Source organism: Salinispora goodfellowii, from assembly GCF_059570675.1.
The window spans coordinates 176,885-203,873 of the sequence record NZ_JCANTD010000004.1; the positions used below are offsets into that span (position 1 = coordinate 176,885).

At 70.7% G+C, this 26,989-nt stretch carries 26 protein-coding genes; 12 read left to right on the forward strand and 14 right to left on the reverse strand.

The annotated features are described in order from the left end of the window. Nucleotides 1-96 precede the first annotated feature (96 nt). Nucleotides 97-906 (forward strand): SAM-dependent methyltransferase, encoded by an 810-nt coding sequence (locus tag T398_RS07260; protein ID WP_496445586.1) that lies wholly within the window; start codon nt 97-99, stop codon nt 904-906. A 40-nt stretch (nt 907-946) separates the two neighbouring features. Continuing rightward, nucleotides 947-2,656, forward strand: a complete 1,710-nt coding sequence (locus tag T398_RS07265) for a putative bifunctional diguanylate cyclase/phosphodiesterase (RefSeq protein WP_496445654.1) — start codon at nt 947-949, stop codon at nt 2,654-2,656. Nucleotides 2,657-2,756: 100 nt separating this feature from the next. On the opposite strand, the gene T398_RS07270 is transcribed toward T398_RS07265, so the two are convergent. From T398_RS07270 to T398_RS07285, 4 genes are all read right to left on the reverse strand, one after another. Continuing rightward, nucleotides 2,757-3,887 (reverse strand): glycosyltransferase family 4 protein, encoded by a 1,131-nt coding sequence (locus tag T398_RS07270; RefSeq protein WP_496445587.1) that lies wholly within the window; start codon nt 3,885-3,887, stop codon nt 2,757-2,759. Then, a complete protein-coding gene (locus T398_RS07275; protein ID WP_496445588.1) occupies nt 3,884-5,143 on the reverse strand; it encodes a M48 family metallopeptidase in 1,260 nt (419 codons plus the stop codon). Before T398_RS07275 ends, T398_RS07270 begins: the two co-directional genes overlap by 4 nt. Nucleotides 5,144-5,399: 256 nt before the next feature. Continuing rightward, nucleotides 5,400-5,609, reverse strand: a complete 210-nt coding sequence (locus T398_RS07280; protein ID WP_018726825.1) for a hypothetical protein — start codon at nt 5,607-5,609, stop codon at nt 5,400-5,402. Nucleotides 5,610-5,824: 215 nt separating this feature from the next. Further along, complete coding sequence (locus T398_RS07285; protein ID WP_496445589.1) at nt 5,825-7,390, reverse strand: NYN domain-containing protein; 1,566 nt, start codon at nt 7,388-7,390, stop codon at nt 5,825-5,827. 170 nt (nt 7,391-7,560) lie between these two features. Between T398_RS07285 and T398_RS07290 the strand changes: the two genes are divergently transcribed. From T398_RS07290 to T398_RS07310, 5 genes are all read left to right on the forward strand, one after another. Next, nucleotides 7,561-9,318 (forward strand): DEDD exonuclease domain-containing protein, encoded by a 1,758-nt coding sequence (locus T398_RS07290; protein ID WP_496445590.1) that lies wholly within the window; start codon nt 7,561-7,563, stop codon nt 9,316-9,318. Between the two features lie 124 nt (nt 9,319-9,442). Beyond that, nucleotides 9,443-11,230: a RelA/SpoT family protein gene (locus T398_RS07295; RefSeq protein WP_496445655.1), complete on the forward strand. Its 1,788-nt coding sequence runs from the start codon at nt 9,443-9,445 to the stop codon at nt 11,228-11,230. A gap of 53 nt (nt 11,231-11,283) precedes the next feature. Next, nucleotides 11,284-11,826, forward strand: coding sequence for an NUDIX hydrolase (locus T398_RS07300; protein ID WP_496445591.1), 543 nt, complete (start codon nt 11,284-11,286; stop codon nt 11,824-11,826). Beyond that, nucleotides 11,823-12,695 carry a nucleotidyltransferase family protein gene (locus T398_RS07305; protein ID WP_496445592.1) on the forward strand — a complete coding sequence of 291 codons (873 nt, stop codon included), beginning with the start codon at nt 11,823-11,825 and terminating at the stop codon, nt 12,693-12,695. The genes T398_RS07300 and T398_RS07305 overlap by 4 nt, the downstream gene beginning before the upstream one ends. A gap of 31 nt (nt 12,696-12,726) precedes the next feature. Next, complete coding sequence (locus T398_RS07310; RefSeq protein ID WP_496445593.1) at nt 12,727-13,014, forward strand: Lrp/AsnC family transcriptional regulator; 288 nt, start codon at nt 12,727-12,729, stop codon at nt 13,012-13,014. 169 nt (nt 13,015-13,183) lie between these two features. Here T398_RS07310 and T398_RS07315 read toward each other — a convergent pair whose 3' ends face one another. From T398_RS07315 to ctaE, 5 genes are all read right to left on the reverse strand, one after another. Then, nucleotides 13,184-13,837 carry a DUF4142 domain-containing protein gene (locus tag T398_RS07315; RefSeq protein ID WP_496445594.1) on the reverse strand — a complete coding sequence of 218 codons (654 nt, stop codon included), beginning with the start codon at nt 13,835-13,837 and terminating at the stop codon, nt 13,184-13,186. 142 nt (nt 13,838-13,979) lie between these two features. Then, nucleotides 13,980-15,587 carry a cytochrome bc1 complex cytochrome b subunit gene (qcrB, locus tag T398_RS07320; protein ID WP_496445595.1) on the reverse strand — a complete coding sequence of 536 codons (1,608 nt, stop codon included), beginning with the start codon at nt 15,585-15,587 and terminating at the stop codon, nt 13,980-13,982. Then, nucleotides 15,584-16,666, reverse strand: coding sequence for a cytochrome bc1 complex Rieske iron-sulfur subunit (qcrA, locus tag T398_RS07325; RefSeq protein ID WP_496445596.1), 1,083 nt, complete (start codon nt 16,664-16,666; stop codon nt 15,584-15,586). The genes qcrB and qcrA overlap by 4 nt, the downstream gene beginning before the upstream one ends. Nucleotides 16,667-16,733: 67 nt before the next feature. After that, nucleotides 16,734-17,567: a cytochrome bc1 complex diheme cytochrome c subunit gene (qcrC, locus tag T398_RS07330; protein WP_496445597.1), complete on the reverse strand. Its 834-nt coding sequence runs from the start codon at nt 17,565-17,567 to the stop codon at nt 16,734-16,736. 69 nt (nt 17,568-17,636) lie between these two features. Beyond that, nucleotides 17,637-18,236 (reverse strand): aa3-type cytochrome oxidase subunit III, encoded by a 600-nt coding sequence (gene ctaE / locus T398_RS07335; RefSeq protein WP_496445598.1) that lies wholly within the window; start codon nt 18,234-18,236, stop codon nt 17,637-17,639. A gap of 107 nt (nt 18,237-18,343) precedes the next feature. On the opposite strand from ctaE, the gene T398_RS07340 reads away from it, so the two are divergent. The 3 genes from T398_RS07340 (at nt 18,344) to trpD (ending at nt 20,939) form a co-directional block, all read left to right on the forward strand. Then, nucleotides 18,344-19,312 (forward strand): cytochrome c oxidase assembly protein, encoded by a 969-nt coding sequence (locus T398_RS07340; protein WP_496445599.1) that lies wholly within the window; start codon nt 18,344-18,346, stop codon nt 19,310-19,312. Between the two features lie 91 nt (nt 19,313-19,403). Further along, a complete protein-coding gene (locus T398_RS07345) occupies nt 19,404-19,799 on the forward strand; it encodes a response regulator (protein ID WP_018223185.1) in 396 nt (131 codons plus the stop codon). A 78-nt stretch (nt 19,800-19,877) separates the two neighbouring features. Next, nucleotides 19,878-20,939, forward strand: coding sequence for an anthranilate phosphoribosyltransferase (trpD, locus tag T398_RS07350; RefSeq protein ID WP_496445600.1), 1,062 nt, complete (start codon nt 19,878-19,880; stop codon nt 20,937-20,939). 210 nt (nt 20,940-21,149) lie between these two features. Here trpD and T398_RS07355 read toward each other — a convergent pair whose 3' ends face one another. Both T398_RS07355 and ctaC read right to left on the reverse strand, forming a co-directional pair. Continuing rightward, on the reverse strand, nt 21,150-21,575 hold the full coding sequence (locus T398_RS07355; RefSeq protein ID WP_496445601.1) for a cytochrome c oxidase subunit 4: 426 nt from the start codon (nt 21,573-21,575) through the stop codon (nt 21,150-21,152). 10 nt (nt 21,576-21,585) lie between these two features. Beyond that, nucleotides 21,586-22,557 (reverse strand): aa3-type cytochrome oxidase subunit II, encoded by a 972-nt coding sequence (gene ctaC, locus T398_RS07360; RefSeq protein WP_496445602.1) that lies wholly within the window; start codon nt 22,555-22,557, stop codon nt 21,586-21,588. A gap of 195 nt (nt 22,558-22,752) precedes the next feature. Here ctaC and T398_RS07365 point away from each other — a divergent pair, with 195 nt between their 5' ends. Both T398_RS07365 and T398_RS07370 read left to right on the forward strand, forming a co-directional pair. Next, the gene (locus T398_RS07365) at nt 22,753-23,904 is read left to right on the forward strand and encodes a cysteine desulfurase family protein (protein ID WP_496445603.1); all 1,152 of its coding nucleotides are present in this window, start codon (nt 22,753-22,755) and stop codon (nt 23,902-23,904) included. Continuing rightward, on the forward strand, nt 23,901-24,131 hold the full coding sequence (locus tag T398_RS07370; RefSeq protein ID WP_496445604.1) for a sulfurtransferase TusA family protein: 231 nt from the start codon (nt 23,901-23,903) through the stop codon (nt 24,129-24,131). Before T398_RS07365 ends, T398_RS07370 begins: the two co-directional genes overlap by 4 nt. Nucleotides 24,132-24,164: 33 nt before the next feature. Here the strand turns inward: T398_RS07370 and T398_RS07375 are convergent, their stop codons facing one another. From T398_RS07375 to T398_RS07385, 3 genes are all read right to left on the reverse strand, one after another. Continuing rightward, nucleotides 24,165-25,142, reverse strand: a complete 978-nt coding sequence (locus T398_RS07375; RefSeq protein ID WP_496445605.1) for a carbohydrate kinase family protein — start codon at nt 25,140-25,142, stop codon at nt 24,165-24,167. 156 nt (nt 25,143-25,298) lie between these two features. Next, nucleotides 25,299-25,661, reverse strand: coding sequence for an iron-sulfur cluster insertion protein ErpA (gene erpA, locus T398_RS07380; RefSeq protein WP_029019756.1), 363 nt, complete (start codon nt 25,659-25,661; stop codon nt 25,299-25,301). A gap of 137 nt (nt 25,662-25,798) precedes the next feature. Further along, nucleotides 25,799-26,935 carry a glycerate kinase family protein gene (locus T398_RS07385; RefSeq protein ID WP_496445606.1) on the reverse strand — a complete coding sequence of 379 codons (1,137 nt, stop codon included), beginning with the start codon at nt 26,933-26,935 and terminating at the stop codon, nt 25,799-25,801. Nucleotides 26,936-26,989 lie beyond the last annotated feature (54 nt).

The window sequence follows — 26,989 nt, forward strand, 5'->3', positions numbered from 1 at the left end:
CTCCGCCGGTGTCGGTCGGCGCGATGTCGCGCTAAGGTCTCCCCCGGCGGAGGGCAGTCTGCAGGGACAGGCCCCGTGCGCACGAAGAGGTGAGGCATGCAACGGCCGGACTGGGCACCCGACGACATTGACATCGAGCGTCCCAGCGTCGCCCGCATGTACGACTACTACCTTGGCGGCTCCCACAACTTTGCGGTGGACCGAGCGGCAGCGCAGGCCATGGTCGCAGCCGTTCCAGAAGCCCCGCTGATGGCCCAGGCAAACCGCGCTTTCCTGCGCCGGGCGGTGCACTTCCTGGTTGATGCCGGGGTCCGGCAGTTCCTCGATATCGGTTCCGGAATCCCCACGGTCGGCAACGTGCACGAGATCGTCCAGCAGGTGGCGCCCACCTCCCGGGTCGTCTACGTCGACACCGACCCGGTGGCAGTGGCGCACAGCCAGGAGATTCTCGCTGACAACGACCAGGCAACCGTGATGCAGGAGGACCTGCGGCACCCCGACCGTATCCTCGGCCATCCCGAGCTCCGTCGGCTGCTCGACCTCAATGAGCCGACGGCGGTGCTCCTCGTCGCCGTCCTGCACTTCGTCTCCGACGACGACCGCCCCGCCGAGCTGCTGCGGGTCCTGCGCGAGGCCCTCGCCCCCGGAAGCTGGCTGGTGCTGTCGCAGGCCAGCCACGAAGGGCGGCCGGACACCGAGCGGAGCGACGCCGAGGCGGTGTACCAACGCACCAGTAGTCCACTATGGTTCCGCAACCGATCCGAACTGACCACGCTCTTCGACGGTTTCGAGCTGGTCGAGCCCGGGGTGGTGTGGGTCCCGCAGTGGCGCCCGGAGACCCCGGAGAGCAGCGTGAACGCCGAGGCATCGGCGTTCCTCGGTGGCGTGGGGCGGATCGGTGACTAGCCCAGCCACCGCGGCTCAGCCAGGCGGCGTCAGCCCCGGCATGGCGGCCTTTACTCAGGAATGGGCGAACGCGATCGCCGGGACGAGCTACCTGCCGATGACCCAGGCACAGCTCAAACGACTACTCGACGGCCTCGCCCGGCAGCTGGCGGCAGCTCTACTCGCCGAGCCGCTCGACCTGCGAGCCGGTCAGCGCGTCGGTGCCGAGCTGGTGGCCGCACACATCGCCTCCGCCGAGGCGCTGGGCCGTACCGTTGAGGTCGTTCAGCTCCGCCTGGTGCGCGATCTGGGCTTGGTCGCCGAAGACGTGGCGGACCGCCTGGCCCGGCTGCTCGCCGCGGTGACCACCGGATATGCCCGGGCGCTGCGCGACCGCACGCTGGACGAGCAGGAGTCGATCCGGCGGGCCGCGATGGCACAGCGAACGAAGGCCGAACTGGCGCTCCGGGCCAGTGAGGCCCGCTTTCGGCACCAGGCCACCCACGACTCACTCACCGACCTGCCGAACCGGAATCTCTTCACCGAGCGGCTCACCGCGGCCCTGGGGACGCCGCAGCGGGAAACGGACCGGGTCGGCCTCTGCTTTCTCGATCTGGACGGGTTCAAGCGGGTCAACGACCAGCACGGGCACCAGGCCGGAGACCGGGTGCTCACGGAAATGGCCAACCGGCTGCGCCAGGCCCTCACCGGGCATCTGGTCGCCCGGCTCGGCGGCGACGCGTTCGTCATCCTGATCGAACGCACCGGCGGCACCCGGGACGTGATCGCGGTGGCGGAGGCGGCCCTGGCCGCCGTGCACAAACCGGCCATGGTGGCGGGCCACGAGGTGACGGTCCGGACCAGCATCGGCATCGTGGAGCGACAGGTTGCCGGCGCCTCCGCGAACGAGCTGATGCGGGCCGCCGACTGCACCCTGCACTGGGCCAAGGCAGCCGGCGGCGGTCGCTGGATGCTCTATGACGCCGAGCGCCACCGCCGGGAACTAACCAGCCAGGCACTGACCGCGGCGATCCCGGCCGGGTTGGACCGGGGCGAGTTCTACCTCGACTACCAACCACTCGCCTCCCTGCACGACGGCCGCATGCTGGGTGTGGAGGCGTTGGTGCGCTGGCGGCATCCGGAGCTGGGTGTCCTGCGCCCGGGCCAGTTCATCGGCCTCGCCGAGGAGACCGGATTGATCATCCCGCTCGGTGGGTGGGTGCTCGCCGAAGCATGCCGGGCAGCGGGCAGCTGGTCGGCGACCGCCGGGACGCCGTTCGTGAGCGTGAACCTGGCCGTCCGGCAGGTGCACCGCCCGGGCCTGGTGCAGGAGGTCCGCAACATACTGCGGCACACCGGACTACCGCCGGAACGTCTCCAGCTGGAGATCACCGAAAGCGCCATGATGAGCCCCGCCGAGGAACCGGTGCAGGCGCTGCGCCGCCTCGCCGACCTCGGTGTCCGCATCGCCATCGACGACTTCGGCACCGGCTACAGCAACCTGGCGTACCTGCGCGACCTACCGGTAACCGAGCTGAAGGTGGCCGGGGAGTTCGTTGCCGGACTACGAGCCCAGGAGCCCCAGGCAGACGAGAGGATCGTCGCGTCGTTGGTCTCGCTGGCCCACGCGCTCAACCTGACCGTCACCGCGGAGGGGGTGGAGACAGCCGGGCAGGCCGAACGGCTACGGGCCATCGGCTGCGACGCCGGCCAGGGCTGGCACTTCGGCCGTCCAGAACCTGCTGACCGGATTTTGGCCCGACTGGGCTAACCGCCGGGCTGAATACCGTTCCTCCGGGCGCACCGCGTCGGCTCCGGGCCCACCGCGTCACTCCGAGCCCACCGCGTCGGCTCCGGGCCCACCGCGTCACTCAGGGCCGCAGAAGAGTGGTCATCCGGGCGGCCTGGGTCTCCCACCGCCACTCGCGTTCGACCCAGGCCCGACCGGCGGCGCCAAACTGGCGGGCCAGATCCCGGTCGGCGAGCAGGGTCGCCACCCGGTCGGCGAGCTGCGCCACGTCCCGCCCCCGCACCACGAAACCCGTCTCGCCGTCGCGCACCGCATCCGGTGCGCCGCCGGAGTCACCGGCCACCACGGGCAGCCCGGTCGCGGATGCCTCCAGGTAGACAATGCCCAGCCCCTCTACGTCCAGGCCCCGGTTCCGGGTACGGCACGGCATCGCGTACACGTCGCCGGCCGCGTAGTGCGCGGGCAACTCCGCCGCCGGCACCGTGCCGGTGAAGACCACGTCCCGCTCGACACCGACCTGCCGGGCCAGTTTCCCCAGCCCGTTCCGGTACGGCCCACCCCCGACGATCAGCAGTGCGGTGTCCGGGACCCGGCGGCGGATCTCGGGCAACGCCCGGATCAGCGTGTCCTGCCCCTTTCGCGGCACCAGCCGGGACACGCAGACCACGACCGGTCGGTCAACCAGCCCGAGCCGGGCCCGCACCGAGTCGCCCCGAACGGCCGGGTGGTAGGTGTCGAGGTCGACACCGGGCGCGAGCCGACGCAGCTCGGTCGCCCCCCGTAACGCCCGGTCCAGCCGGAGCCGGGTGTACTCCCCCAGGTAGGTGGTCACGTCAACGTCCCGGCCGATCCGGCGTAGCGCGGAACGGGCACCGGGCAATGCTGCCCAGCCAATCTCATGCCCGTGGGTCTGTGCCACCACCCGCCGGACGCCGGCCCGACGGCGCAGACCCGCGGCGAGCAGCCCGAGTGGTGCCGCTGCACCGAACCAGACCGTGTCGCAGTCGTTTTCCCGGGCAAGCTGGGTGACCCGCCGCGCCACCAGCGGGGTGGGCAACAGCACCTTGGTGTCTTCCCGCACCACCGCGAAGGGCTGTTCGGCGTCGAACTTCTCGGCGCCCCGCCAACTCGAGGCGTAGACCACCACCGAGCCCGCGGGCTGGCGCACCGCGAGGCCATGCACGAAAGACTGGATCCCCCCGGGCCGCGGTGGGAAGTCGTTCGTGACAAGCAACGTTCGGCTCTCGCTCATCGACTGGTCTTCCTGGCGTAGGCGCGGGCGGCGGCGATTCGCTCCACCGTGGACGGATGGCTGGCGGAGTAAAGGTATCCCAGCCGGGGCGGGTCGGGGTCGGCGAGGTTGATGCCGGCGAGTCGGCGCTGCATCGCCACAAAGGCGCGCGGGTCCCTGGTCAGCGCCAGCGCGTGTGCGTCAGCCCGCGCCTCGACCCGACGGGAGATCAACGCCTGCGCCGGCGTGGCGACCAGGCCGGCCACCGTCACCAGTGCCAACAGCAACGGGAAGGCCCGCGGCTGGTCGATCGAGTCAACACCGGCCATCCGGAGCAGCGGAGCGACAAACCCGAGCAGGTAGAGCGCCACCACCAGCACCGCCGCGCCCAGCGCGCCGGTCAGCGTGCCGACCACCACGTCGCGGTCCTTGGCGTGCCCCAACTCGTGGGCCACCACCGCCGTCACCTCCTCCGGGGTGGCTTCGCGCAGCAGGGTGTCGTAGACGACGATCCGCCGGGTCGGCCCCAGCCCGGAGACGTAGGCGTTGACGGCGCGGGTGCGACGGGAGGCGTCCGCCACCAGCACGTCCCGAACCGGTACGCCGTCGCGGTCCGCCAGCTCCATCAACTCTGTCCGCAGTGGGCTCGGCTCCAACGGGGTGAACCGATTGAACACCGGCTCCACCAGCACCGGGAACACGAACGACAGGAGCATCACCAGGCCGGCCGCCCCGGCCGCGCCGAACGCCCACCACCAGCGCGGCGCCAGCCGGATCACGGTGTAGAAGCCACCCAGGGCCACTGCCCCGATGACGGCGCTGACCGCGTACGACCGGAGCAGGTCAACGGTCCAGCCACCCCAGCTGTTGGTGGCCAGCCCGTAGCGGGTGAGCACGGTGTGTCGCCAGGCGGCGAACGGCAGGGTCATCAGGTCGGCGACGAGCACCACGGTGAGCCCGCCGAGCACCGCCTGCGCGGCCCAGTGCCCGCCGAACGGGCGGCCAACCAGCTCGACCAAGCGGCTACCCAGCGGGGTGAGCCCCAGCGCGAGCGCCACCAACAGGCCGACGCCGAGCGCCGCCCAGCCGCCGGGACGCAGTGCCGCCCGGAACTCCCGCCCTCTACGCACCTGCTCTCCTGGCAGCTCGTCCAGGGCGGCGAGCTGGTCCGCCCGCGGGGCGGGTGGGCGCTGCCACGGGATCAGCACCGCGGCGGTCACGGCCAGCGCAGCGACCAGCCCGACCAGCGTGAGCAGGGCCCAGCCGCGCGGACTCACTGGATCGCCTCCCGGCCCACGATGCCGACGGTCGCGACGGACTCACCCGCAGCGCGCCATTCCCGCGTCATGCCACTCCTCCCGCTGTGCGCGCCCATCGTAGTGGCCACCCGGTCCCGACGGACGGGGTGCACACACCATCGACGACAACCGGACGATCGCGGCTGGCCGCGGCGGGTGCGTCGAGACTCCGCGGGCACCACGCGGCTCCCCGCCCCACGGACAGCACGCGGCCCGCCCCGCTCCCACGGGCAGGTCAGGCCACCCGACGGTGGCGGCGGCCGGGCCGGCGCACCGGAGGCCGCGGCTCCGGCAGCACCTGCACGTCGAACCCGGCCCGAGCGAACACTTCGATCGCCCGTACCTCGGCCGCACCGAACTCCACGGTCTCGTTGCGCAGAACGGTCATCAGGCAACCCGAACAGCCGTCGGCCCGGCCCACGCACCCGTCACAGTCGATCAACATCACGCCTCCCGCCGCGCCGACGGTGGACGGGCCAGCAGGTCGCGCATCCTGATCGCGCCCGCACCCCGCCTTTACGAGATCTGCCCAACACCGTCGGTCACATCGACGCTAGACACCGCGTATGACAGATCCCGGACAACTCAATCAACTCGCCACCGGGATCCCGGGAGTCAATCCGACTGCCGCGTCCCGCCCGGGTCCGATCAGCCGGCCGGTCAGGAACGGGCCAGCCGCCGCAGCAGCGCGTCGGCGCCCAACGGGTAGGCGCCGTGCCGGCGTACGCCATCGGCCACCTCCCGGTCCGCGGAGACCACCACCACCGGCCGCCCCGACGGCTCGGCCCGGACCAGCCGCCGGATGAGCTCATCGGCTGTCTCGCCCTTACGGGAAAAGAGCACCCGGACGCCGCGGGGACTCGGCGGCAGGCCATGCATCCGCTCGGCGCCGTCGAAGACCACGGTCACCTCGTCGCCGGTCTGCGCGGCGATCCCCCCCAGCCCGGTAATCAACCGCTTGCGCTGCTGCTCCAGTGACATCTCGCCGAAGCCCCGTTTGGTGACGTTGTAGCCATCCACCACCAGATGCGCCCGGGGCAACGCGAGTAGCTGGTCCAAGCGGGCCGGATCGTCGGAGTCCCGGGCGCGGGTGGCGACACCGGTCACGGGTGCATCGGACTGGTCGGCGAAGGCGTCGGCGACGAAGTCGGCCGGCAACCTGTCGGCCGGATCCAACGCCAGCTCCCGCCGCAGGCCCACCGCGGCCTGACCGATCGTCTCCAGCAGCAGCCACAGCCGGGCGTCGTCAACGGACCTGGATTCCTTGGCACTGGCCCGGACCACCCCGGCCGCCGCTTCCGCCTCGGCCAGCCGGGCCCGGGCCCGGCGCAGCTCCGCCTCGGCGTCCGCCGTCGCGCGCGTCGCCCGGCCCCGCTCGGTGGCGAGCAGCTCGCTTGCCCGGCGCTCTCGAGCCTGCGTCTCCCGCAACGACCGGCCAAGCTGCCGCGTCTCTTCCCGGAGTTGGCCGATTTCCTCGCGGACCCGGGCCAGCTCGTCCCGGAGTTTGTCTGCCTCGACCCGAGCCACCGCACGGTCGTGCTCTGCCCGGGTGGCCCGCTGCTCGGCCTCTCGGACCAGCTCGGCGACGACCGCGCTGTCCGCCTCGGCCCGGACCGCCGCACCGCTGGACTCGATGAGGTCCCGCCACCCCCGCGGGCGCGCCAGGTACGCCAGTGCCGCAACCTCCACCGGCTCGGCGGCGGCCGGCGCGGCGCCCCCGAGCACCGCCGTGCCGAGGTCACCGGCCTCGGCAAGCACCCGCGCGGCTACCCGTTGACGAAACAGTGGGTCACCGGTCAACTGGGTAGCGATCATCGGCGCGCCGAGCCGCGCCCGCCGGTTGGGAGCGAACTTGGCCACCCGGCGCAGCGGGACCGGCACCTCGTCGGCGGGCAGGCCGGGCAACACCGCGGCGGCCAGCACCACGATCCGCTGCCGGACCGGCTCCGGCAGCACCGGTTCCGGACCGCCCTCCGCTGCGGTGTCCTCGTCGCCCGGCGGCGCGGCACCGTCAGCGGACGGTACGGAATCGGCCCCGCTGCGGGGTTCGGAACCGGACGCACCGGCGATGCCGGTGCTGGCCGGGTCGGTGGTGGACGCGGTGGCGCCGGCGGCAACCGGATCATCGAGAGTGCCCCCCGTACCCTCGATGCCCGGCTCCGGCGCAGCGGCGACCGGCTCCTCCGCGGGGCGGTGGTCGTCGTCGTACGGCTCGGCGAGGGGCATATCGCAAGTCTCCCACTGCCGCCCGACCCGCCGCCGAGCGAGTGAGCCGATATCTCATCGCAGGACTGCTGTCAACTCTCTGCCGCCCACCGAAGTCGGCGACGCCACGGGCAGCACGATGGCGAAGGCCGCGGGGCGCGGTGTCGGACCAGGCCGTTAGCGTGCCGCCGATGGCACCGCAGAAATATGTCCAGGAGTTGTTGGCCGGTCTCGACCCCGCTGTCGGCGGCGTTGACCCGGCACTGCCGCTCCACGCGACCACCTTCGTCGTGGTCGACCTCGAGACCACCGGCGGCGCGCCGGACGGCGGCGGCATCACCGAGATCGGCGCGGTAAGGGTCCGCGGCGGCGAACAGCTCGGCGAGCTCGCCACCCTGGTCAATCCCGGCACACCGGTCCCACCCTTCGTCACCGTGCTCACCGGCATCACCCAGGCGATGCTGCGGCCCGCCCCACCGATCACCGAGGTCCTGCCGAGCTTCCTCGAGTTCCTGCCCTCCGACGCGGTCCTGGTCGCCCACAACGCCCCGTACGACGTGGGGTTCCTCAAGGCGGCCTGCACGGCGCACGGCTATCGCTGGCCGAACCCGCGGGTGCTGGACACGGCGGCGCTGGCCCGACGGGTGCTGACCCGCGACGAGGTGCCCAACCGCCGACTCGGCACCCTCGCGGAGTACTTCCGCACCGCCACCCGGCCCACCCACCGGGCGTTGGACGATGCGCGGGCCACCGTTGACGTACTCCACGGCCTGATCGCGCGGCTCGGTGGTCACCGGGTGCACACCATCGGCGAGGCGATCGAGTTCGCCCGGGCGGTCACCCCGACGCAGCGCCGCAAGCGGCACCTCGCCGAGGGCCTGCCCCACTCGCCCGGGGTCTACGTATTCCGGGGCACCGACGACCGCCCGCTCTATGTCGGCACCTCGGTCGACATCGCCACCCGGGTCCGCAGCTACTTCACGGCCGGGGAGAAGCGGGCCCGCATCTCGGAGATGCTCGCCGCCGCCGAGCGGGTGGAGGCGGTGGAGTGCGCCCACTCGCTCGAGGCGGAGGTGCGGGAACTGCGCCTGATCGGGACGCATGCCCCGCCGTACAACCGACGGTCGAAGTTCCCCGAGCGGGTGGTCTGGCTGAAGCTGACAGACGAGGCGTACCCACGGTTGTCGGTGGTGCGAAACCTGGCCCCGGGGGACGATGCCTACCTCGGGCCCTTCGCCTCCCGCCGCGCCGCGGAGCTCGCGGCGGCCGGCTTCCACGACGCGATGCCGCTGCGGCAGTGCACGCACCGGCTGTCGCTACGGAAGGTCACGCCGGCCTGCGCCGTGGCCGAGCTGGGTCGCTGCCTGGCGCCCTGCGAGCACCGGATCAGCCCGGCGGAGTACGCGGACCGCGCGACGATCCCCTTCCGTACGGCGTGTGGCGGCGACCCGCAGGGCGTGGTGGACGCCTTGCTTGACCGAATCGAGACACTCTCGGCGGGACAACGCTACGAGGAGGCCGCGGTGGTGCGGTCCCGGCTCACCGCCGTGCTCCGCGCTACTACCCGGATGCAGCGACTCGCCGCGCTCACCGGCATCGCCGAGGTGGTGGCTGCCCGGCCGGCGCCGGATGGGGGTTGGGAGTTGGCGCTGGTGCGGCACGGGCGGCTGGCCGGCGCCGGGGTGTCCCCGCCCGGGATCCACCCACGACCGACGATCGCCATGATCCGGGCGACCGCGGAGACCGTCACCCCGGGGCACGGACCTACGCCGGCTACCAGCGCCGAGGAGACCGAGCGCATTCTGTCCTGGTTGGAGCGTTCGGAGACCCGGTTGGTGGAGATGTCGTCCGCGTGGGCCTCCCCGATTGCCGGTGCGGCCCGGTTCCGAGCCCTGCTTACGAAGGTGACACACGCGGCTTCCCACCAATTCTCGACCGAAAGCCCATGACCAACCAGCTGATCGGATGACGCTGACTCGCATAAGCTGTTAACAAGTGCAGTCCCGCCCGTTTCTGGGCCGGCTCCCGGTACCGGGCACGGTGATCTGGGGCCGGGGTGAGGAGGTATCCCTCGTGGATGTCGACGCCGGACACGGCGCCGCCCTGGAGGGCGCGCTTCCGCCCCAACCGGCGGAGCTGCCACTGACCCGCCGACTGCGGACACTGTGGGCCTGGTCCACCGCCGAGGCCGAACCGGTTGGTGAGCTGGTCCGCACCCACCGCAACATCCACTCCGGAACGGACCCGTCGGTGCTGCGTCGGGCGTACACGATCGCCGAGACGATGCACCGCGGACAGCGCCGTAAGAGCGGCGAGCCCTACATCACCCACCCGCTTGCGGTCGCCCAGATCTGCGCCGGCCTCGGCATGGACGCGACCACCCTGGTCGCAGCGCTGCTGCACGACACCGTCGAGGACACCCGCTACACCCTCCAAGCGCTCGCCGACGATTTCGGGCCGGAGGTCGCCCACCTAGTGGACGGGGTGACCAAGTTCGACAAGGCGTTCTACGGAACAGCCGCCGAGGCCGAGACAACCCGAAAGATGATCATCGCGGCCGGCAAGGACGTCCGCGTGTTGATCATCAAACTGGCGGACCGGCTGCACAACATGCGCACGCTCGGGGTTCGCTCCGCCGCGTCCCGGGAGCGCATCGCCCGCAAGACCCAGGAGGTGCTCGTTCCGCTCTGCGATCGGCTGGGCATCCAGAAGCTCAAACGAGAACTGGATGACATCGTCCTGATGCACCTGGAGCCAGCGGAGCACGACCGCATCTCCCGGCACCTGCACGACCGACCCGGCTGGGACGCATACCTGACGGAAATCGTCTCCCGGGCGAAAACGGCGCTCCGCCGCAGCCGGGTCAACGCCGAGGTGACCCCCCGGCCGCGCCACCTCTACTCGATCTGGAAAGACACCGTGGCCGGCGACCACGCCACCCCGTACGACCTGCCCCGGGTCGTCGTCGTCGTGAACGGCCCGGACACCGACTGCTACGCGGCTCTGGGCGCCATCCACGGCACCTGGCCACCGGTACCCGGCCGGTTCAAGGACTACATCGCCTCCCCGAAGAACAACCTCTACCGCTCCCTCCACACCAGCGTTCGTGGGCTGCGAGACCGCACGGTGGAGGTGCTGATCCGCACCGAAGAGATGCACCGCTGTGCGGAATACGGCATCGCTGCCAGCTATCGCTTCCCCCGCGCCCGCGTTGACCAGGCCGTTCGGGACGAACGACTGGACTGGCTGCGACGCGTGCTGGACTGGGAACAGGAGACCGCCGACCCGGCGCAGTTCCTGGAGTCACTGCGCAGCGACCTCGCCGAGGCGCAGATCCAGGTCTTCGCCGACGGGCGACAGGTGGTGCTGCCCGCCGGAGCCACCCCGGTCGACCTCGCGTACGAACTCGGCACCGAGCGCGGCGACCACTGCCTGGCGACCCTGATCAACGGTCGACTCGCCCCGCTCTCCTCCTGCCTCGAGGACGGCGACGTCGTGGAGATCTTCACCGAGACCGAGCAGCCGCCCAGCGACTTCGACGGGGCCCCGCGGGGTCCCCGCCGGGAGTGGCTCGGCTTCGTCAAGTCCCCACAAACCCAGATGCAGATCAACCGCTGGTTCGCCGACCACACCGAACCCGGAATCTCCATCGCCGACAAGGTCCGCCTCGGCCGGGCCGCCGTCGGGCTGGCCCTACGCAAGCACGATCGCGGTCTCGCCAGCGACCTGCCCCTACTCCGGCTCTCCGAGGAGCTCGGCTACCCCGACCTGGAGACGATGCTCGTCGCGGTCTTCGACCGGGCGATCGCACCGGACGCGGTGGTGCAGCAGCTCATCGACCTGGTCGACCACCGGCGGTGACCCGACCGGCCCCGGGCCCGCAGAGATTCACCCGACGGCACTAGCCTGGACGCATGATCTGCCGCTCGCGGGTAACCGGACGTGCCATCGCATACCAGGTCTTCTACCGGCTCCCGCTGCCCGTCCGGCGTCGCCTGGTCCGGCTGACCGTGCCCAAGTACATCGTCGGTGCGGTCACCCTCGTTCGCGACACCGAGGCCACGGGAGCCGGCCGGTTGCTCCTGCTGCGCCAACCGCCCGGCCGGGGGTGGACGCTGCCAGCGGGGCTGCTGCAGAAGCGGGAGGCGCCGGTACTCGGGGCGTGCCGCGAACTTTACGAAGAGACCGGCATCCGGCTCTCCCCCCACGAGCTGGCCCCGGCGGTACCGAACGCAGTCGTCCACGACAAGGGTTGGGTGGACGTGGTGTTCACCGCCGAGGTTCCGGCGTCGACCACGGCCCTGCGGGTTGATGGTGCGGAGGTCTTCGAGGCCGCCTGGCACCCGCTGGACGCCCTGCCGAAGTTGACCTGGCCCACGGCCCGCCTGCTCGGCTACTTCGACATCGGGCCGCTGGCCGGGCAGTTCCCGCCCGCACTCCCCGACCACCAGCCGTGACCGACGTCGAGATCTGCGCGGTGGCCCTCGCCGCCGGCGAGGGCAGCCGGCTGCGTCCGCTGACCGAGCGGGTACCCAAAGCGCTCTGTCCGGTCGGGAACGTCCCGCTACTGGACCGGGTACTCGCGCGACTCGCCGGGATCGGTCTGACGGGGACGAGCCGGGTGGCGGTCAACGCCAGCTACCTCGCCGAGCAGGTAGTCGCGCACGTCGGCGACCGGGCCCACCGGTCGGTGGAGCCCGACGGCCCGCTCGGCACCGCCGGCGGCCTGGCGAAGCTACGCGACTGGATCAACGGGCGGGGCGTGCTGGTCGGAAACGCCGACGCCTACCTCGCCGACCCGGACCGTCCGCCTGGGCCGGATCTCGCCGCACTGCTGCAGGGCTGGGATGGAGAGACCGTACGGCTGCTGGGCCAGCCCGCCGTGAACCCGACGGCACCCGGCACCTTCGACGGCCACGTCTTCACCGGCTTCTCCCTGCTGCCCTGGCGGCGAGTTCGGGACCTACCACTGGAGTTCGGCGATCTGGTCCGGACGGTCTGGCGTCCGGCGGAGGCAGCCGGCGAGCTGACCGTGGTCCCCTATCCCGGCACGTTCTTGGACACCGGCACACCCGCCGACTATCTCACCGCCAACCTGCACGCCACAGGCGGCGACACCCTGGTTCACCCCACGGCGCTGGTCACCGGCCGGTGCCGGTCGGCAGTGGTCGGGGCGGGTGCCCGGGTACACGGGGCTGTCACCAGGGCTGTGGTCTGGCCGGGCGCCACCGTAGCAGCGGAGGAGCACGTGCAGAACGCGATCCGGGTGGGGACCGATCTCACCGTCGTCGTCAGCGAACCACCACTGCCGGAGCGTCTAGCATGAGTGGGGAAGCCGACGAACGGAGCGAACTCCCGTGATCACCGCGATTGTGCTGATCGACTGCGCCACCGACTCGATCCCCGAGGTGGCGGAGGCACTCGCCGCCCTGCCCGGGGTCAGCGAGGTCTACTCAGTGGCCGGACAGGTCGACCTGGTCGCGATAGTCCGGGTCCACGAGTTCGAGCAGATCGCTGAGGTGATCGCGGGGCGCATCTCGAAGGTGTCGGGGGTACTGAACACCGACTCCCACATCGCGTTCCGCGCGTACTCGCAGCACGACCTCGAGCAGACGTTCGCGATCGGCCTCGCCACCGCCGACTGACGGGGCAGCAGGGGCGCAGCCACTGCCAGCAGACGGCTGGTCCACCCCATCCGGGTGGACCAGCCGTCGACCTACCTCATCGTGGTCCAGACCTACCTCATCGTGGTCCGGGCGTACCTCATCGCGGTCCGGGCGTACCTCATCGTGGTCCGGGCGTACCTCATCGTGGTCAACTCGTACCCGGAGCCGGGGTCTCGGTGCCGGTGCCGCCGCCGGGAGCCGGGCTCTCGGTGGTGCTACCCGGGCCCGGAGTGGTCATACCCGGGCTCGGGGTGCCGGTGCCGGTGCTCTGCGGGACCGGGACACCCAACTGGTTGGCCAGCTCGACCAACTCGTCGTAGTGGGTCTGCAGGGTCGGCAGCGCGGTCTGCGCAAGCTCGATCACCGACGAGTCGGAGCCCTGCGAGATCTCCGTCTGGGTGGCCTGGATGGCCTGGACGTGTGCGGTCAGGTTACTGGTCACCCAGAGCTGGTCGAATTCCTCGCCACTGGCGTTGTTCATCTGGTCGGTGAGATCCTGCTGGTCGGCCGTCAGCTCACTCGACAGCTCGACACCGAGCTGGTTGGCGACCTGTTGGACCGTCTCATCCAGTTGGGTGTGGTCAGTCCCGATCTGTTGGCCCAAGTTCTTGACCCCCTGGTCCTGGGCCTTCTGTCCGGCCAGCTCCCCCTTGCCGATCTCAAACTGATTCACCTGGTGAAGTGCCTGCAGGTACTGGGTGTCCTGCTGTGACGGCTGCGCCGCGGCATGGGCAGCCGCGGCGGGTGCGATACCCACCAGCACCAGCGCGGCCAGCAGGCCCAGGCGTTTAAAACCCCACATTCGTCCTCCCCTAGAGACGTTGGACCGCACGGATACCCGGCTGGCCGGGGTTATTCCTCGTACCAGCCCAGGTATGCCAACAGACGTGGCGCCCGCCGGAGTCTTCCGGCGGGCGCCACATGCGGTTACGTCGCGGGTGAGGTCAGCGGCGCTCGCCGCTGGTGATCTCCGAACGCTCGGTGTCCGAATCGACCGGGGGTGCCGGCGACACCGGCGCCTCGGCGGGCTTCTCGATCGGGTAGAAGAAGCCCCGGATCGCCGGGCCGAGCGCGCCGAGCCGGTTCATCTTCTTCGGCACCACCCAGCCGACGTACTCCAGCTCGCCGTCCTCGCGGTGGAGCGGCTGGTGCACCTCGACGAACCGACCGTCCGGCAGCCGCCGGATGATGCCGGTCTCGACCCCGTGCGCCAGAACCTCCCGGTCATGCTGCTGGAGCCCCAGACAGATCCGGTAGGTGACGAAGTACGCCAGCGGCGGGAGGAGCAGCAGACCGATCCGGCCACCCCAGGTCATCGCGTTCAGGCTGATATTGAACTTGTCGGCGATGACATCGTTCGCTCCGGAGAGCGCCAGCACCAGGTAGAAGGTGACGGCCATGGCGCCCAGCCCGCTCCGCGCCGGAACGTCCCGCGGCCGCTGGAGCAGGTTGTGGCTACGGAAGTCCTTGAGGCGCCGGGCCTCGATGAACGGATAGAGCACCGACATGCCCACCAACACCCCGGGCAACACGACCGTTGGCCAGAACAGCGGCGGGATGACGTACCCGTCGCCGATCGGAATGTAGATCTCCCAGGCGGGCATCAGCCGGGTAGAGCCGTCGAGGAACATGACGTACCAGTCGGGCTGGCTGGCGGCCGACACCACCCACGCCTCGTACGGCCCGAACAGCCAGATCGGGTTGATCTGGAACAGGCCAGCCATCAGCGCGATCACGCCGAAGACCACCATGAAGAAGCCGCCCTGCTTCAACGCGTAGCGCGGGAACATCCGCTCGCCGACCACGTTGTCGTTGGTCCGGCCGGGGCCGGGCCACTGGGTGTGCTTCTGCTTGAAGACCAGCCCCAGGTGGGCACCGATCAGGGCGAGCAGCAAGCCGGGGATGAGCAGTACGTGGGCGATGTAGAACCGGCTGACGATGATCGTTCCGGGGAACTCGCCGTCGAAGATCGAGGACGTGAGCCAGGAGCCGATCACCGGAATCGACAACATGATGCCGGAGGCGATCCGGAGCCCGGTGCCGGAGAGGCCGTCGTCCGGCAGGGAGTAGCCGGTGAAGCCGGCCAGGAAGCCGACCCAGAACAGCAGCGAGCCGATGATCCAGTTGGCCTCCCGCGGCTTGCGGAACGCGCCCGTGAAGAAGACCCGCAGCATGTGCACCACGATCGCGGCCATGAACAGCAGGGCCGCCCAGTGGTGCATCTGCCGCATGATCAGGCCGCCCCGGACGTCGAACGAAATGTCCAGACTGGAGGCGTACGCGGCGGACATCGGCGTGCCCCGCAGCGGGGCGTAGCTACCGTTGTAGATCACCTCGGTCATCGCCGGCTCGAAGAAGAAGGTCAGGAAGACCCCGGTGAGCAGCAGCACGATGAACGAGAAGAGCGCGATCTCACCGAGCAGGAAGGACCAGTGGTCCGGGAAGACCTTGTTCAGCAGCCGACGGAGCGGGGTGGCCACCTGGAAACGGTCGTCCACGCCCCGGGCCACGTTCCCCGGGACGGCTGCCATCTCAAACTTGCGCCGCTTCACGGCCGCTCCCAGAAGTCGGGCCCGACGGTCTCGGTGTAGTCGGACGTGGCCACGAAGTAACCCTCGTCGTCAACGACGATCGGCAACTGCGGCAGCCGACGGCTGGCGGGACCGAAGATGGGCTTCGCGTTGTCGGTGATCAGGAACTGCGACTGGTGACACGGGCAGAGCAGCCGGTTGGTCTGCTGTTCGTAGAGGCTGGCGGGGCAGCCAGCGTGCGTGCAGATCTTGGAGTAGGCGGCGAAGTTTCCCCACATGAAGTCGTCGTGGCCGATCCGCACGTTGGCCTCGTGCGCCTCCTGCGCATCCGCGTCCCGAAGGTGGATCAACAACGCCGGCGAGTCCGCGTACTTGTTACTCACCCCGTGTTCGATGCCGGGGAAGACGGTGATCTGGCCACCAGCGCTGATGTCCGCCGGGCGGATCGGGCGGCCGTCCTCCCGGACCAGCCGGACCTTCTGTCCGCCCCCGGTGGGCGCGAAACCCGTGGTGAACATCTGGTTGTTCTTGTGTGGCTGCGAGATCAGGCCACCCACCAGCGGCGCCGCGGCCACCGCGCCGACCGGTGCGAGACCGGCCAGCAGCGAGACTCCCAGCAACGGCCGGCGCTTCACGCCCAGTTCGTCCGCCATGTAGAGCATCGTCTGTCCGGTGATCTTGCGGTCCCGCTCGTTGACGCCCTCATGCCGGTCCTGCACCGACACCTCCTTGGGCAGCAGCTTCTTGCCCCAGGTGAGGATGCCGAAGCCGATGCCGAGCAGGGAGATACCCAGGGTGACACCGAGTAGCGGCGTATACCACTTGTCGCCGCCGTAGCCCAGCTCGTACTCCCAGGGCCACCAGATGTAGATCGCCAGGAAGGCGGTCGCGGAGACGCCGGTCAGCAGAAAGAACAGGGCGACCGTACGGCTCAGTCGCCGCTCGGCCTTGCTGCCCGGCACGACCTGCGGCTCGTAGTGCACGATCTGAATGTCGTCCGCACGGGCCCCCGCACGGACGATGTCGAAGCGACTGAGATCCGGATCATCCAGGTCGACCGGCTGGTCGCCGCCCGCGTGTCCAGGGTGGGTGGTGGTCATGCCGTCACCTCGCTGTGGGCGGTGCCGACCGGCGACACCGGCGCAATGTTGGTCAGGAACCGCCCGGTCACGACTTACCCGCAATCCACAGGGTGGTAAAGACCAGCGCGACGATGCCGACCAGGAAGATCGCCAGGCCCTCGGTCGAGGGGCCGTAGCGGCCGAGGTTGAAGCCACCCGGGTCCTGGTTGTGGTTCAGGTTCGCCTGGATGTAGGCGATGATGTCCGCCTTCTGCTCGGGCGTGATCTGGTTGTCCCCGAACACCGGCATGTTCTGCGGGCCGCTGAGCATCGCGGCGTAGATCTGACGGTCGCTGGCCGGCTTCAGGCTCGGCGCGTACTTGCCCGAGGAGAGGGCTCCGCCGCCACCGCCGAACGCGTGGCACTGCGCGCAGTTGATCCGGAACAACTCGCCACCGGCGGCGAGGTTGCCGTCCTGGTGGAGGTTCTCGCCGGCCGGCAACTCCGGGCCGCCGCCAAACTCCTGGACGTACTGCCCGAGCTGACGGATCTCATCGGGAGTGAAGACCGGAGGCTTGCGGGGTGCCTGGGCCTCCTGCCGGACCATCGGCATGCGACCCGTGCCCACCTGGAACTCGACCGAGGCGGAGCCAACACCGACCAGACTCGGGCCGCGCCCCTCGACGCCCTGCGCGTTGCGACCGTGGCAGCTCACACAGCTTTCGTTGAACAGCGCCTTGCCATCCGCGGCGGCGCCGGACATCGGCGTGTCCTGCGCCTGCACGCTGGGGGCAAAGGCCGTGTAGGCGCCGCCGGCCAGCATCAGCGCTGCCAGCAGCCGGACCGCGGCACCCAGCCGGCGGCGGCCCCGGCTGCGCGCCGCGGGCCGCCCGCGCAGCCGCGCGAACAGACCGCGTCGGCGGTCGTTGTCAGAAGTCATGACCTGTCCTTAACCGGTTGGACCTTGCCTGAGGGACGAAGCAGCGGCGCGGTTCGGGGCGCGCCAAGATCACTGAAGCCAGTAGATCATGCCGTAGAGCGCGATCCACACCACATCGACGAAGTGCCAGTAGTACGACACCACGATCGCCGACGTCGCCTGCGCCGGCGTGAATCGACCCATGGTGGTGCGAATCATGAAGATGACGAAGGCGACCAGACCACCCGCCACGTGGAGGCCGTGGAAGCCGGTGGTGAGGTAGAACATCGAGCCATAGCCATCTTTGTTGATCTTGACGCCCTCGTGGATCAGCTCCCGGTACTCGTTCAGCTGGCCGAGTACGAAGATCAGTCCCATCACGAAGGTGATCGTGAACCAGCGCCGCAGGGCGTGCACGTCCCCCTTCTCCGCGGCGAACACGCCGATCTGGCAGGTCACCGACGAGAGCACCAAAATCACCGTGAACGTCGTCGCGTACGGAACATTCAGGTGCGGGGTGTGCTCCGCCCACTGCTCCGGCGCCGCGGCACGGATCGAGAAATACATCGCGAACAGCGCCGCGAAGAACATGAGTTCGCTGGAGAGCCACACGATCGTCCCGACGCTGACCATGTTGGGTCGCGTCAGGGAGTGGATCCGGCTCTTGTCAATCGCTGGGGCCGCAGTCACGCGGTCATTATTGCCGTTAAGCAAGGCCGGCGATCAGCGGGGGCCCAAACCGGTGCTCCGGGCAGCCCGATCGGGGGGGTCCGATTAGCCTCACCTAGGGTAAAAACGTGCAGCGTGTCGATCCAGTCTCCATTGCTACCGAAGTCGCCGCACCAGCCGCGACCTCGGTCGCCGCAGCTGCGGCACCCGCGGCCGTCCCACCGCCATTCAGCCTGACGTCGATCGTCACCGAGGTGCAGCCGGCCAGCTGGATCACCGTCGGCTTGGCGCTCGCAGCTGGACTCTACCTCTACGGCGTACGGCGGCTCCAAGCGCGCGGCCACCGATGGCCGGTGGCCCGAACGCTGCTCTTCCTCGGCCCCGGCCTCGGCGGTATCGCCACGGTGACCCTCAGCGGCCTGGCGGCCTACGACACGACGCTGCTGTCGGTGTACCTGACACAGCATCTGGTGCTCTCCATGGTGGCACCGATCTTCCTGGCCCTGGGCGCCCCGGTCACGCTGGCGCTACAGGCGTTGCCACCGCACCCGCGCGAGCGGCTGCGAGCGCTCGTGCACAGCCGGGTAGCCCGGCTCTGCAGCTACCCCCTGGTCGCCTTCGCGATCTTCATGGTCACCCCGTTCGCCCTCTACTTCACCGACCTGTACCGCTACACGCTCGAACACGCGTGGGCGCACGAGTTGATCCACGCCCACGTACTCCTGATCGGATGCGTCCTCTTCTGGCCGCTGCTCGGGCTCGACCCGCTGCCCAACCGCTGGCCCTACCCGGGCCGGGCCCTGCTGATGCTGCTCTCCGTGCCGTTCTACACGGTGCTCGGACTCACCGTCATGCAGTCAACCACCCTCTTCGGCGGCGACTGGCATTCCTCGCTCGGCCTGACCTGGGCCGACCCGTGGGAGGACCAGGTGATCGCCGGCGGCATCCTCTGGGCCGGCGGCGAACTCGTCAGCGTCACCGTGCTGGCGGTGCTGGTCGTGCGCTGGATGCGCCAGGCCGAACGGGAGGCCCGCCGGATCGACCGCGAGCTGGACCGCCAGGAGGCCGAACAGCGGGCCAGCCCGGCGGTCGGCTGATTCGGGGGTCGCGGAGCACCGCCCGCGGAAGCCCTGCTGGATACGCCCGGTACGATCGGCAGATAGCTACGAGGTGGGAGCCAGTTAAGCAATGAGCGATCGTCGGTGCACTGTCCTGCTCTACAGTGACGACCCACAGGTCCGGGATCGGATGCGACTCGCCGTCGGCACCCGGCCCGCACCCGGCCTCCTGGTTGAGTTCGTCGACGCGTCCGACTACGCCGAGTGCATCCGGCTGGTCGACGACTACGAAATTGATCTCCTACTCCTGGACGGCGAGGCCCACCCCGGCGGCGGCCTCGGCATCGCCCGGCAGATCAAGGACGACCGGGCCGACGCCCCGCCCACCTGCGTGGTACTCGCTCGCGCCGCCGACCGATGGCTCGCCGCCTACGCCGAGGTTGACGCCACCCTGGTGCATCCACTCGATCCGGTGACCACCGGCACGACCGTTGCCGAAGTGCTGCGGACCCACGCACCGACCTGACGTTCCCACTCCGGCACCGCCTCGACGCCGGATCCGCCGGCGCCGGATCCCAACCCCTGGACCGCTCGGGAGGACCCGATGGGCGAACGGACCTGGCCGCACCTACTCGCCGCGCTGCTGCGCGGCGACGAGCTATCCACCGCTGACACCGCATGGGCGATGGGTGAGATCATGTCCGGATCGGCGGGCCCGGCGCAGATCGCCGGCTTCGCCGTCGCGCTGCGGGCCAAAGGCGAGACCCCCGCCGAGCTCTCCGGCCTGGTCGAGGCGATGCTCACGCACGCCGTTCGAGTCGATCTGCCCGCGGAGCTACGCGCCACCGCCGTGGATGTGGTGGGCACCGGTGGCGATCTCGCGCACACCGTGAACATCTCCACCATGGCCTCCCTGGTGGTCGCCGGGGCCGGCGTACGGGTCGTCAAGCACGGCAACCGGGCCGCCTCCTCGTCCTGCGGCACCGCAGACGTGCTGGAGTTCCTCGGCCTGCCGCTGGACCTGGGCCCCGAGGCGGTGGCGACCTGCGTCGCCGAGGCGGGGATCGGCTTTTGCTTCGCCGCCCGGTTCCACCCCGGGATGCGCCACGCCGGCCCGGTCCGTCGGGAGCTGGGCGTACCAACCGCCTTCAACTTCCTCGGCCCACTCACCAACCCGGCTCGTCCCCGAGCCGGCGCGGTCGGCTGCTTCGACGCTCGGATGGCGCCGGTCATGGCCGCGGTCTTCGCCGCCCGCGGTGACTCGACGCTCGTCCTGCGCGGCGAGGACGGGCTCGACGAGTTCACCACCGCCGCCCCCACCCGCGTCTGGGCGGCACAGAACGGCACGGTCTCCGAGGCAGTGCTCGACGCGACCGACCTTGGGATCCCCCGGGCCACCCTCGCCGACCTCCGCGGCGGTGACGTCGCCTACAACGCCGACGTGGTCCGCCGCCTGCTGGCTGGAGAGACCGGGCCGGTGCGAGACGCGGTGCTGGTCAACGCCGCCGCCGCACTTGCCACCCAGGGGCCCCTGAACACAGACCTCACCGAGGCGCTCCGGGCCGGCCTCCTCCGCGCCGCCGAATCGATCGACTCCGGCGCCGCGGCCCGGACTCTGGACCGTTGGATCGAGGTCGCCCAAGCCGTCCGGCCGGCGACCGTCTGAGCCAACGCCAGACCGGCTCAGACGGTCGCCGGACCGGCTCAGCCAACGCCAGACCGCCGGAACGGGCCGGAGGCCAGGGGTTGGGAGGCCGGGTTGGGCCGGTCGGGACGATCAACCGGCCCGGCTGATCTGCCCTGTCCAACTGCGAGCGCCACCCACACGGCGAACGGCCCGCTCCCTGCCGGGAACGGGCCGTTCGACCAGTCGTGATCAGTGCTCGGCGGTGCGCCGGGTACCGCTGTAGTACTCGAAGAGCAGGCCACAGGCGGCGAAGACGACGGCCAGCAGGCCGACAGCCAGCAGCCAGAGCTGCCAGAACACGAGGCCGAGACCGGCGATCGTGGCCGCCAGCGCGATCCCGAACGGCCAGTAGCTGCCCGGGCTGAAGAAGCCCACCTCACCCGCGCCATCAGCGATCTCCGCATCAGCCCGGTCCTCGGGGCGCAGATCGATCCGCCGGGCGACAAACCAGAAGAAGCCACCGCACATCAGGCAGAGCGCGAAGCTCAACAGCAGGGCGATGGTGCCCACCCATTCGATCTGGCCGCCGTCGCCATAGGTCCAGCCCCCGTAGAGCGCCGTGGCGAAGAGCAGGAACCCGGCGATGATGAGGAAGATGCGCCACTCGGTCTTCATGCCTGCTCCCTCAGTTACCCGCGCCGCTAGCCGACTTGTCGGGGTTGAAGTTCGACTCGGTGCGTCGCGTGTCGAACGGCTCCGTGGTCATCGCGTACGGATCCTCACCGATCGCGGTCAGCGCCTCCTGCGTGGACTGTCCATCCTGCTTGGCGGCGAGGAACTGGTCGTACTTCTCCGGCGTGACAACCCGCAGTTCGAAGTTCATGAAGGCGTGATAGGTGCCGCACAGCTCGGCGCAGCGGCCCACGTACGCACCCTCGCCCTCGAGCTTGGAGACCTCGAAGACGTTGCGAATGCTGCCGGGGAAGACATCGCGCTTGAACAGCATCTCCGGCACCCAGAACGAGTGGATGACGTCGCGGCTGGTCTCCTCGAAGCGGATCGACCGGTCCGAGGGCAACACCAGGATCGGGATGACCTCGCTGGTGCCGAGGACCGAAGCGACCGTGTTGGCCTCCACGCCCTGGCCGTCGCGGTAGTTGAACTGCCAGTTCCACTTGAAGGCGACCACCTCGACGGTGACGTCCGGGTCCCGGGAGGTCTTTCCCACATCGGTCTGCACGATCGCCGTGTAGTAGAAGAGCACGGCGACGATCAGGATCGGGGCGATGGTGTAGAGGAACTCCATCGGCAGGTTGTAGCGAGTCTGCACCGGCAGCTCGTTGCCCCGCTTCCGGTAGCGCACCACGCACCAGAAGATGAGGCCCCACACGAACACGCCGACCGCGAGCGCCGCGATACACGAGGCGATCCACAGGTCGTACATCCGGTTCGCCTCGGGGGTGATGCCGCCCTGCGGCCAGCCGAAGCCGCCGAACGCGGCGCCGACATCGCAGCCCGTGAGCAGGACCAGCAGTGCCGCTCCGCCGAGACCGAGCCCAGCCACCCGGCCGACACCCCGCACCCGGCGCCCACCGGCTCCCGGGTAGGCGCTGTGCCGTACGGCCGACGGCCGTACCTCCGAACTCCTTGCGACCACCTGGTCCTGCCTCCCTAGCGCGCCGCCGTGTCATTCTGGTCTGCCGGCCTCCGCCGGTGGTGCTACAACACCGGCGGCAAAGGGGTCACCGACGGTCGCAGATTACTCGACCAGGACCGGCTGGACCCGATTGGGGTGGTTGTCCGCCCCCATCGGGGTGATCACGGAACAGCGGAGGCGATATCGTGGAGTTCCGTGAACGCCTCCCCGGTCTACCTGGACGCCGCCTCCGCCGCGCCACTGCACCCCGTCGCCCGACAGGCGCTGCTGGCCGCCCTGGACGACGGCTGGGCCGACCCACAACGGCTCTACGCCCCGGCACGGCGGGCACGTCAACTCCTGGACGCGGCGCGGGAAGCCGCCGCAGCCACGCTCGGCGTCCGACCGGACGAGCTCTCCTTCACCCCAAGTGGTACGGCGGCTGCGCACTCGGCCGTCCTCGGCGGGCTCGCCGGCCGACGCCGGGCCGGATCCCGCCTGGTGCACTCCGCGATCGAACACTCGGCGGTGCTGCACGCCGCCGAGCGGCACGTGGCTGACGGCGGCACGGCGGCATCGGTCCCGGTCGACCGGGTCGGCCGCATCGATCTGGACGCCTGGTCGGCGGCGGTCGGGGCGCCCGGCACCGCGCTCGCGGCCCTGATCGCCGCGAGTCACGAGGTGGGCACCGTGCAGCCGGTCGCCGCAGCCGGTGCCGTCTGCGGCGCCGCCGGAGTGCCGCTCTACGTCGACGCGGCGCAGGTGGTCGGGCACGCGCCGGTGCCGGCGGGCTGGTCGGTGCTGACCGCCAGCGCCCACAAGTGGGGCGGGCCGCCGGGGGTCGGGCTGCTGGTGGTCCGCAAGGGCACCCGCTGGGAGTCGCCGTGGCCGATGGACGAACGCGAGGCAGGGCGGACCCCGGGGGTGGTGAACCTACCGGCGGTCGTCGCGGCGGCGGCGAGTCTGCGCGCGGCGGCGGCCGACGCGGCGGCGCGGTCGGTCCGACTCGCCCACCTGGTGGACCGGATCCGGGCCCGGGTGGCGACCGAGGTGCCGGATGTGGAGGTGGTCGGCGATCCAGAAGATCGGCTTCCGCACCTGGTGACCTTCTCCTGCCTGTACGTCGATGGTGAGGCGCTGCTGCACGCGTTGGACCGGCGCGGCTTCGCCGTCTCCTCCGGATCGTCGTGCACCTCGTCAACGCTGCGCCCGTCGCACGTGCTGGCGGCGATGGGGGTGTTGTCGCACGGCAATGTTCGGGTCTCGCTGCACCGGGACACGACCGAGGCCGAGGTGGAGCGGTTCCTGACCGAGCTGCCGGGGATCGTGGGCGCGTTGCGGGCCGAAGCCGGGGTGGTGGGGCTGTGACGGCGCCCGAGGTAGTCGACTGCCGGGGGCAGCGCTGCCCGCTACCGGTGATCGCGCTGGCCCGCCGCCTGCCCGAGCTGCCGGTGGGCGCCCTCGTCCGGGTGCTGGCCGACGATCCGGCGGCCGCGGTGGACCTGCCTGCCTGGTGCCGGCTTCGAGGTCAGGAGTTCGTGGGCCGGGTGGACGGCCCCGAGGGCCCGGGATTCGACGTTCGCCGCCGGCACTGACCCCCGGGGCCCGGGGATCAGTGCCGGCGTGGGTTACGGCACCAGGTGCGGGCGGACCTCTTCGGCAGCCGCGTCGCCGTACGAGTCGGCGAGCCGCTTGATGAAGAGGTCTCGGTGGAGCTGGTACTCCTGGGTGCCGACGGCCTCCAGCACGAGGGTGGCCAGCAACGAGCCGACCTGAGCGGCCCGCTCCAGCCCAAGACCCCAGGAGAGCGCGGCAAAGAAGCCGGCCCGGAACCCGTCGCCGACCCCGGTCGGGTCAACGGCGCGCATCTCCCGGGCAATCGGCACATGGATCGGGTCGATGTCCCGTCCGGCGATCTCCACACCCTGCTTGCCCAGGGTGGTCACCCGTACCTTGACCAGATCGAGCAGCTGCTCGTCGCTGAGCCCGGCCTTGCTCTGCAGCAGCGACTTCTCGTACTCGTTGGTCATCAGGTACTCGGCGCCCTCCACCAGCGCGATGACCTCCTCGCCCGGCATCCGGGCAAGCTGCTGGGAGGGGTCGGCCGCGAACGCGTAGCCCCGCTCCCGGCACTCGGCGGAGTGGCGCAGCATCGCCTCCGGGTCGTTGGCGCCGACCAACACCAGGTCGAGGCCGCCGGTCCGGTGGACGATCGGCTCCAGCTCGATGTTGCGCGCCTCGCTCATCGCCCCCGCGTAGAAGGAGGCGATCTGGCACATCTCGGTGTCGGTGGTGCAGACGAAGCGGGCGGTGTGGGCGATCTCGCTCACATGCACCGAGTCGCAGTCGACGCCGTGCCGCTCCAGCCAGGACCGGTAGTCGGCGAAATCGGCGCCCACCGCGCCCACCAGCACCGGGCGCAGGCCGAGCTGGCCCATCCCGAAAGCGATGTTGGCGGCCACCCCGCCCCGTCGGAGCACAAGGTCGTCCACCAGGAAGGAGAGCGACACCTTGTCGAGCTGGTCGGCGATGAACTGCTCGGCGAATCGGCCGGGGAAACTCATCAGGTGGTCAGTCGCGATCGAGCCGGTCACGGCGATCTTCATGTCATCCCTTGGGGTGTCGGGAGCGGGGCGTCGGTCAGCCTACCGCTCCGGCTACCCCGAGGTAACCGTTCAGCTGAGCCATCAGCAACTCCCGCGCCAACACCCCCCGCGGGCCGGTCCCGCGCTGAAAACGGGGGCCGGCCCGCCGGAAACCGGTCAGCTGAACGAGTCGCCGCAGGCGCAGGAGTTCCCCGCGTTCGGGTTGTCGATCGTGAAGCCCTGCGCGTCGATGCGGTCGGCGAAGTCGATGGTGGCGCCGCCCAGGTAGGGGGCGCTCATCCGGTCAACGACGACCTCCACGCCGTCGAAGTCGGTGACGACATCGCCGTCGAGCGACCGCTCGTCGAAGAAGAGCTGGTACCGCAGGCCGGAGCAGCCGCCCGGCTGCACAGCGACCCGGAGCCGCAGGTCGTCGCGGCCCTCCTGCTCGATCAGAGCCTTGACCTTCTGGGCCGCGACGTCGGTGAGGACGACGGTCGTGGGGGCCTCGGTCGACTCGGTCTGCGCTGGCGTGGTCACGTGGAATCTCCCTGCACACGTAAGGTGTGGTCGTCGTGGCCAACACGTCGGTCAACGATTCCCACTGCGGTCCGGCTTTCGATTGTAGGCCGCTTGCTACCGGGCCACCCAGGTGACGGGGGCCGCACCCGGGCCGGTCAACGACTCCACTGCCGGGCCAACCGGGCCGCCAGGGCCCGCAGCCCGTCCGCCGGCTGGCCGATCGCCGCCGCCACCCCGCCGTGTTCCTCCCCGCCGTAGTGCTCAACGAGACTGTGTGCCTCGGTGACGCCCGCGGCGGCCGCCTCGCGCCGGCCCGCACCCACCCGCCCCGCCAGCACCACGCACGGCACGCCCCGGTCCCGGGCCGCGCCGGCCACTCCAGCGACCACCTTGCCGCGCAGGGACTGCTGATCAAACGAGCCCTCGCCGGTGATCACCAGGTCGGCGGTATCCAGCGCGGTGTCCAGCCCAACGGCGCGGGCGACCAGGCCGATCCCCGAGGAGCGCCGACCGCCGAGGGCGAGCACCGCCGCGCCCAGCCCGCCGGCCGCCCCGCCGCCCGGCAGGGCGCCCAGATCACCCGGGCAGCCGGGCAGGTCCCGTTCGAGGACCGCGACGAACCGCTCCAGCGCCGCGTCGAGCAACAGCACGTCCGCCCGGTCCGCGCCCTTCTGCGGTCCGAAGACGTTGCTCGCCCCGTGCACCCCGAGTAGCGGGTTGTCCACGTCCGTGGCCGCGACCAGCCGGGCGTCCCGCAACCGCGGCGCCCCGTCCAGCGCCGCGGCGGCAGCCAGCGCCGCTCCCCCGTACGGCAGGGCCGCGCCGACGCCATCCAGCGCGGTCACGCCGAGGGCGGCGAGCAGGCCCGCACCAGCGTCATTGGTGGCCGAGCCGCCGAGCCCGATCACCACCTCGGAAGCGCCGCACTCGACGGCAGCGGCCACCAACAGCCCCACCCCGTACGAGGTGGTGTGCCTCGGGTCACGCTCGGCCGGGGCGAGTAGGTGCAGACCGCAGGCCTGGGCGCTCTCCACGTACCCGGTACCGGCCGGGGTGAGCAGGATCTCACCGGCCGCTGGACGGCCAAGGGGGTCAACGGTTGGTACCGGCACCCGGCGTGCATCCACCGCCCCGGCCAACGCGTCCAGGAACCCCGGGCCACCGTCGGCGAGGGGGTGCACCAGCAGGTCGTCGTCCGGTGCCACCGAGCGCCAGCCGGCGGCCACGGCGGCGGCCACCGCCGACGCCGACAGGGTGCCGGCGAACTTGTCCGGACAGAGCAGCACACGCATGCCGAGCAGTGTGGCAGTACCCACCGGCGGCAGTCGCGACGCCGTCGTGCTGTG

Excerpts from the sequence above, each read along its gene's own strand:
- T398_RS07265 (WP_496445654.1), top strand. The coding sequence starts at position 947 with ATGGCGGCCTTTACTCAGGAATGGGCGAACGCGATCGCCGGGACGAGC.
- T398_RS07315 (WP_496445594.1), bottom strand. The coding sequence starts at position 13,837 with ATGTGGGGTTTTAAACGCCTGGGCCTGCTGGCCGCGCTGGTGCTGGTG.
- T398_RS07285 (WP_496445589.1), bottom strand. The coding sequence starts at position 7,390 with ATGCCCCTCGCCGAGCCGTACGACGACGACCACCGCCCCGCGGAGGAG.
- T398_RS07345 (WP_018223185.1), top strand. The coding sequence starts at position 19,404 with ATGAGCGATCGTCGGTGCACTGTCCTGCTCTACAGTGACGACCCACAG.
- T398_RS07290 (WP_496445590.1), top strand. The coding sequence starts at position 7,561 with ATGGCACCGCAGAAATATGTCCAGGAGTTGTTGGCCGGTCTCGACCCC.
- T398_RS07260 (WP_496445586.1), top strand. The coding sequence starts at position 97 with ATGCAACGGCCGGACTGGGCACCCGACGACATTGACATCGAGCGTCCC.
- T398_RS07385 (WP_496445606.1), bottom strand. The coding sequence starts at position 26,935 with ATGCGTGTGCTGCTCTGTCCGGACAAGTTCGCCGGCACCCTGTCGGCG.
- T398_RS07355 (WP_496445601.1), bottom strand. The coding sequence starts at position 21,575 with ATGAAGACCGAGTGGCGCATCTTCCTCATCATCGCCGGGTTCCTGCTC.
- T398_RS07280 (WP_018726825.1), bottom strand. The coding sequence starts at position 5,609 with ATGTTGATCGACTGTGACGGGTGCGTGGGCCGGGCCGACGGCTGTTCG.
- qcrA (WP_496445596.1), bottom strand. The coding sequence starts at position 16,666 with ATGACCACCACCCACCCTGGACACGCGGGCGGCGACCAGCCGGTCGAC.
- T398_RS07270 (WP_496445587.1), bottom strand. The coding sequence starts at position 3,887 with ATGAGCGAGAGCCGAACGTTGCTTGTCACGAACGACTTCCCACCGCGG.
- T398_RS07300 (WP_496445591.1), top strand. The coding sequence starts at position 11,284 with ATGATCTGCCGCTCGCGGGTAACCGGACGTGCCATCGCATACCAGGTC.
- qcrC (WP_496445597.1), bottom strand. The coding sequence starts at position 17,567 with ATGACTTCTGACAACGACCGCCGACGCGGTCTGTTCGCGCGGCTGCGC.
- trpD (WP_496445600.1), top strand. The coding sequence starts at position 19,878 with ATGGGCGAACGGACCTGGCCGCACCTACTCGCCGCGCTGCTGCGCGGC.
- T398_RS07375 (WP_496445605.1), bottom strand. The coding sequence starts at position 25,142 with ATGAAGATCGCCGTGACCGGCTCGATCGCGACTGACCACCTGATGAGT.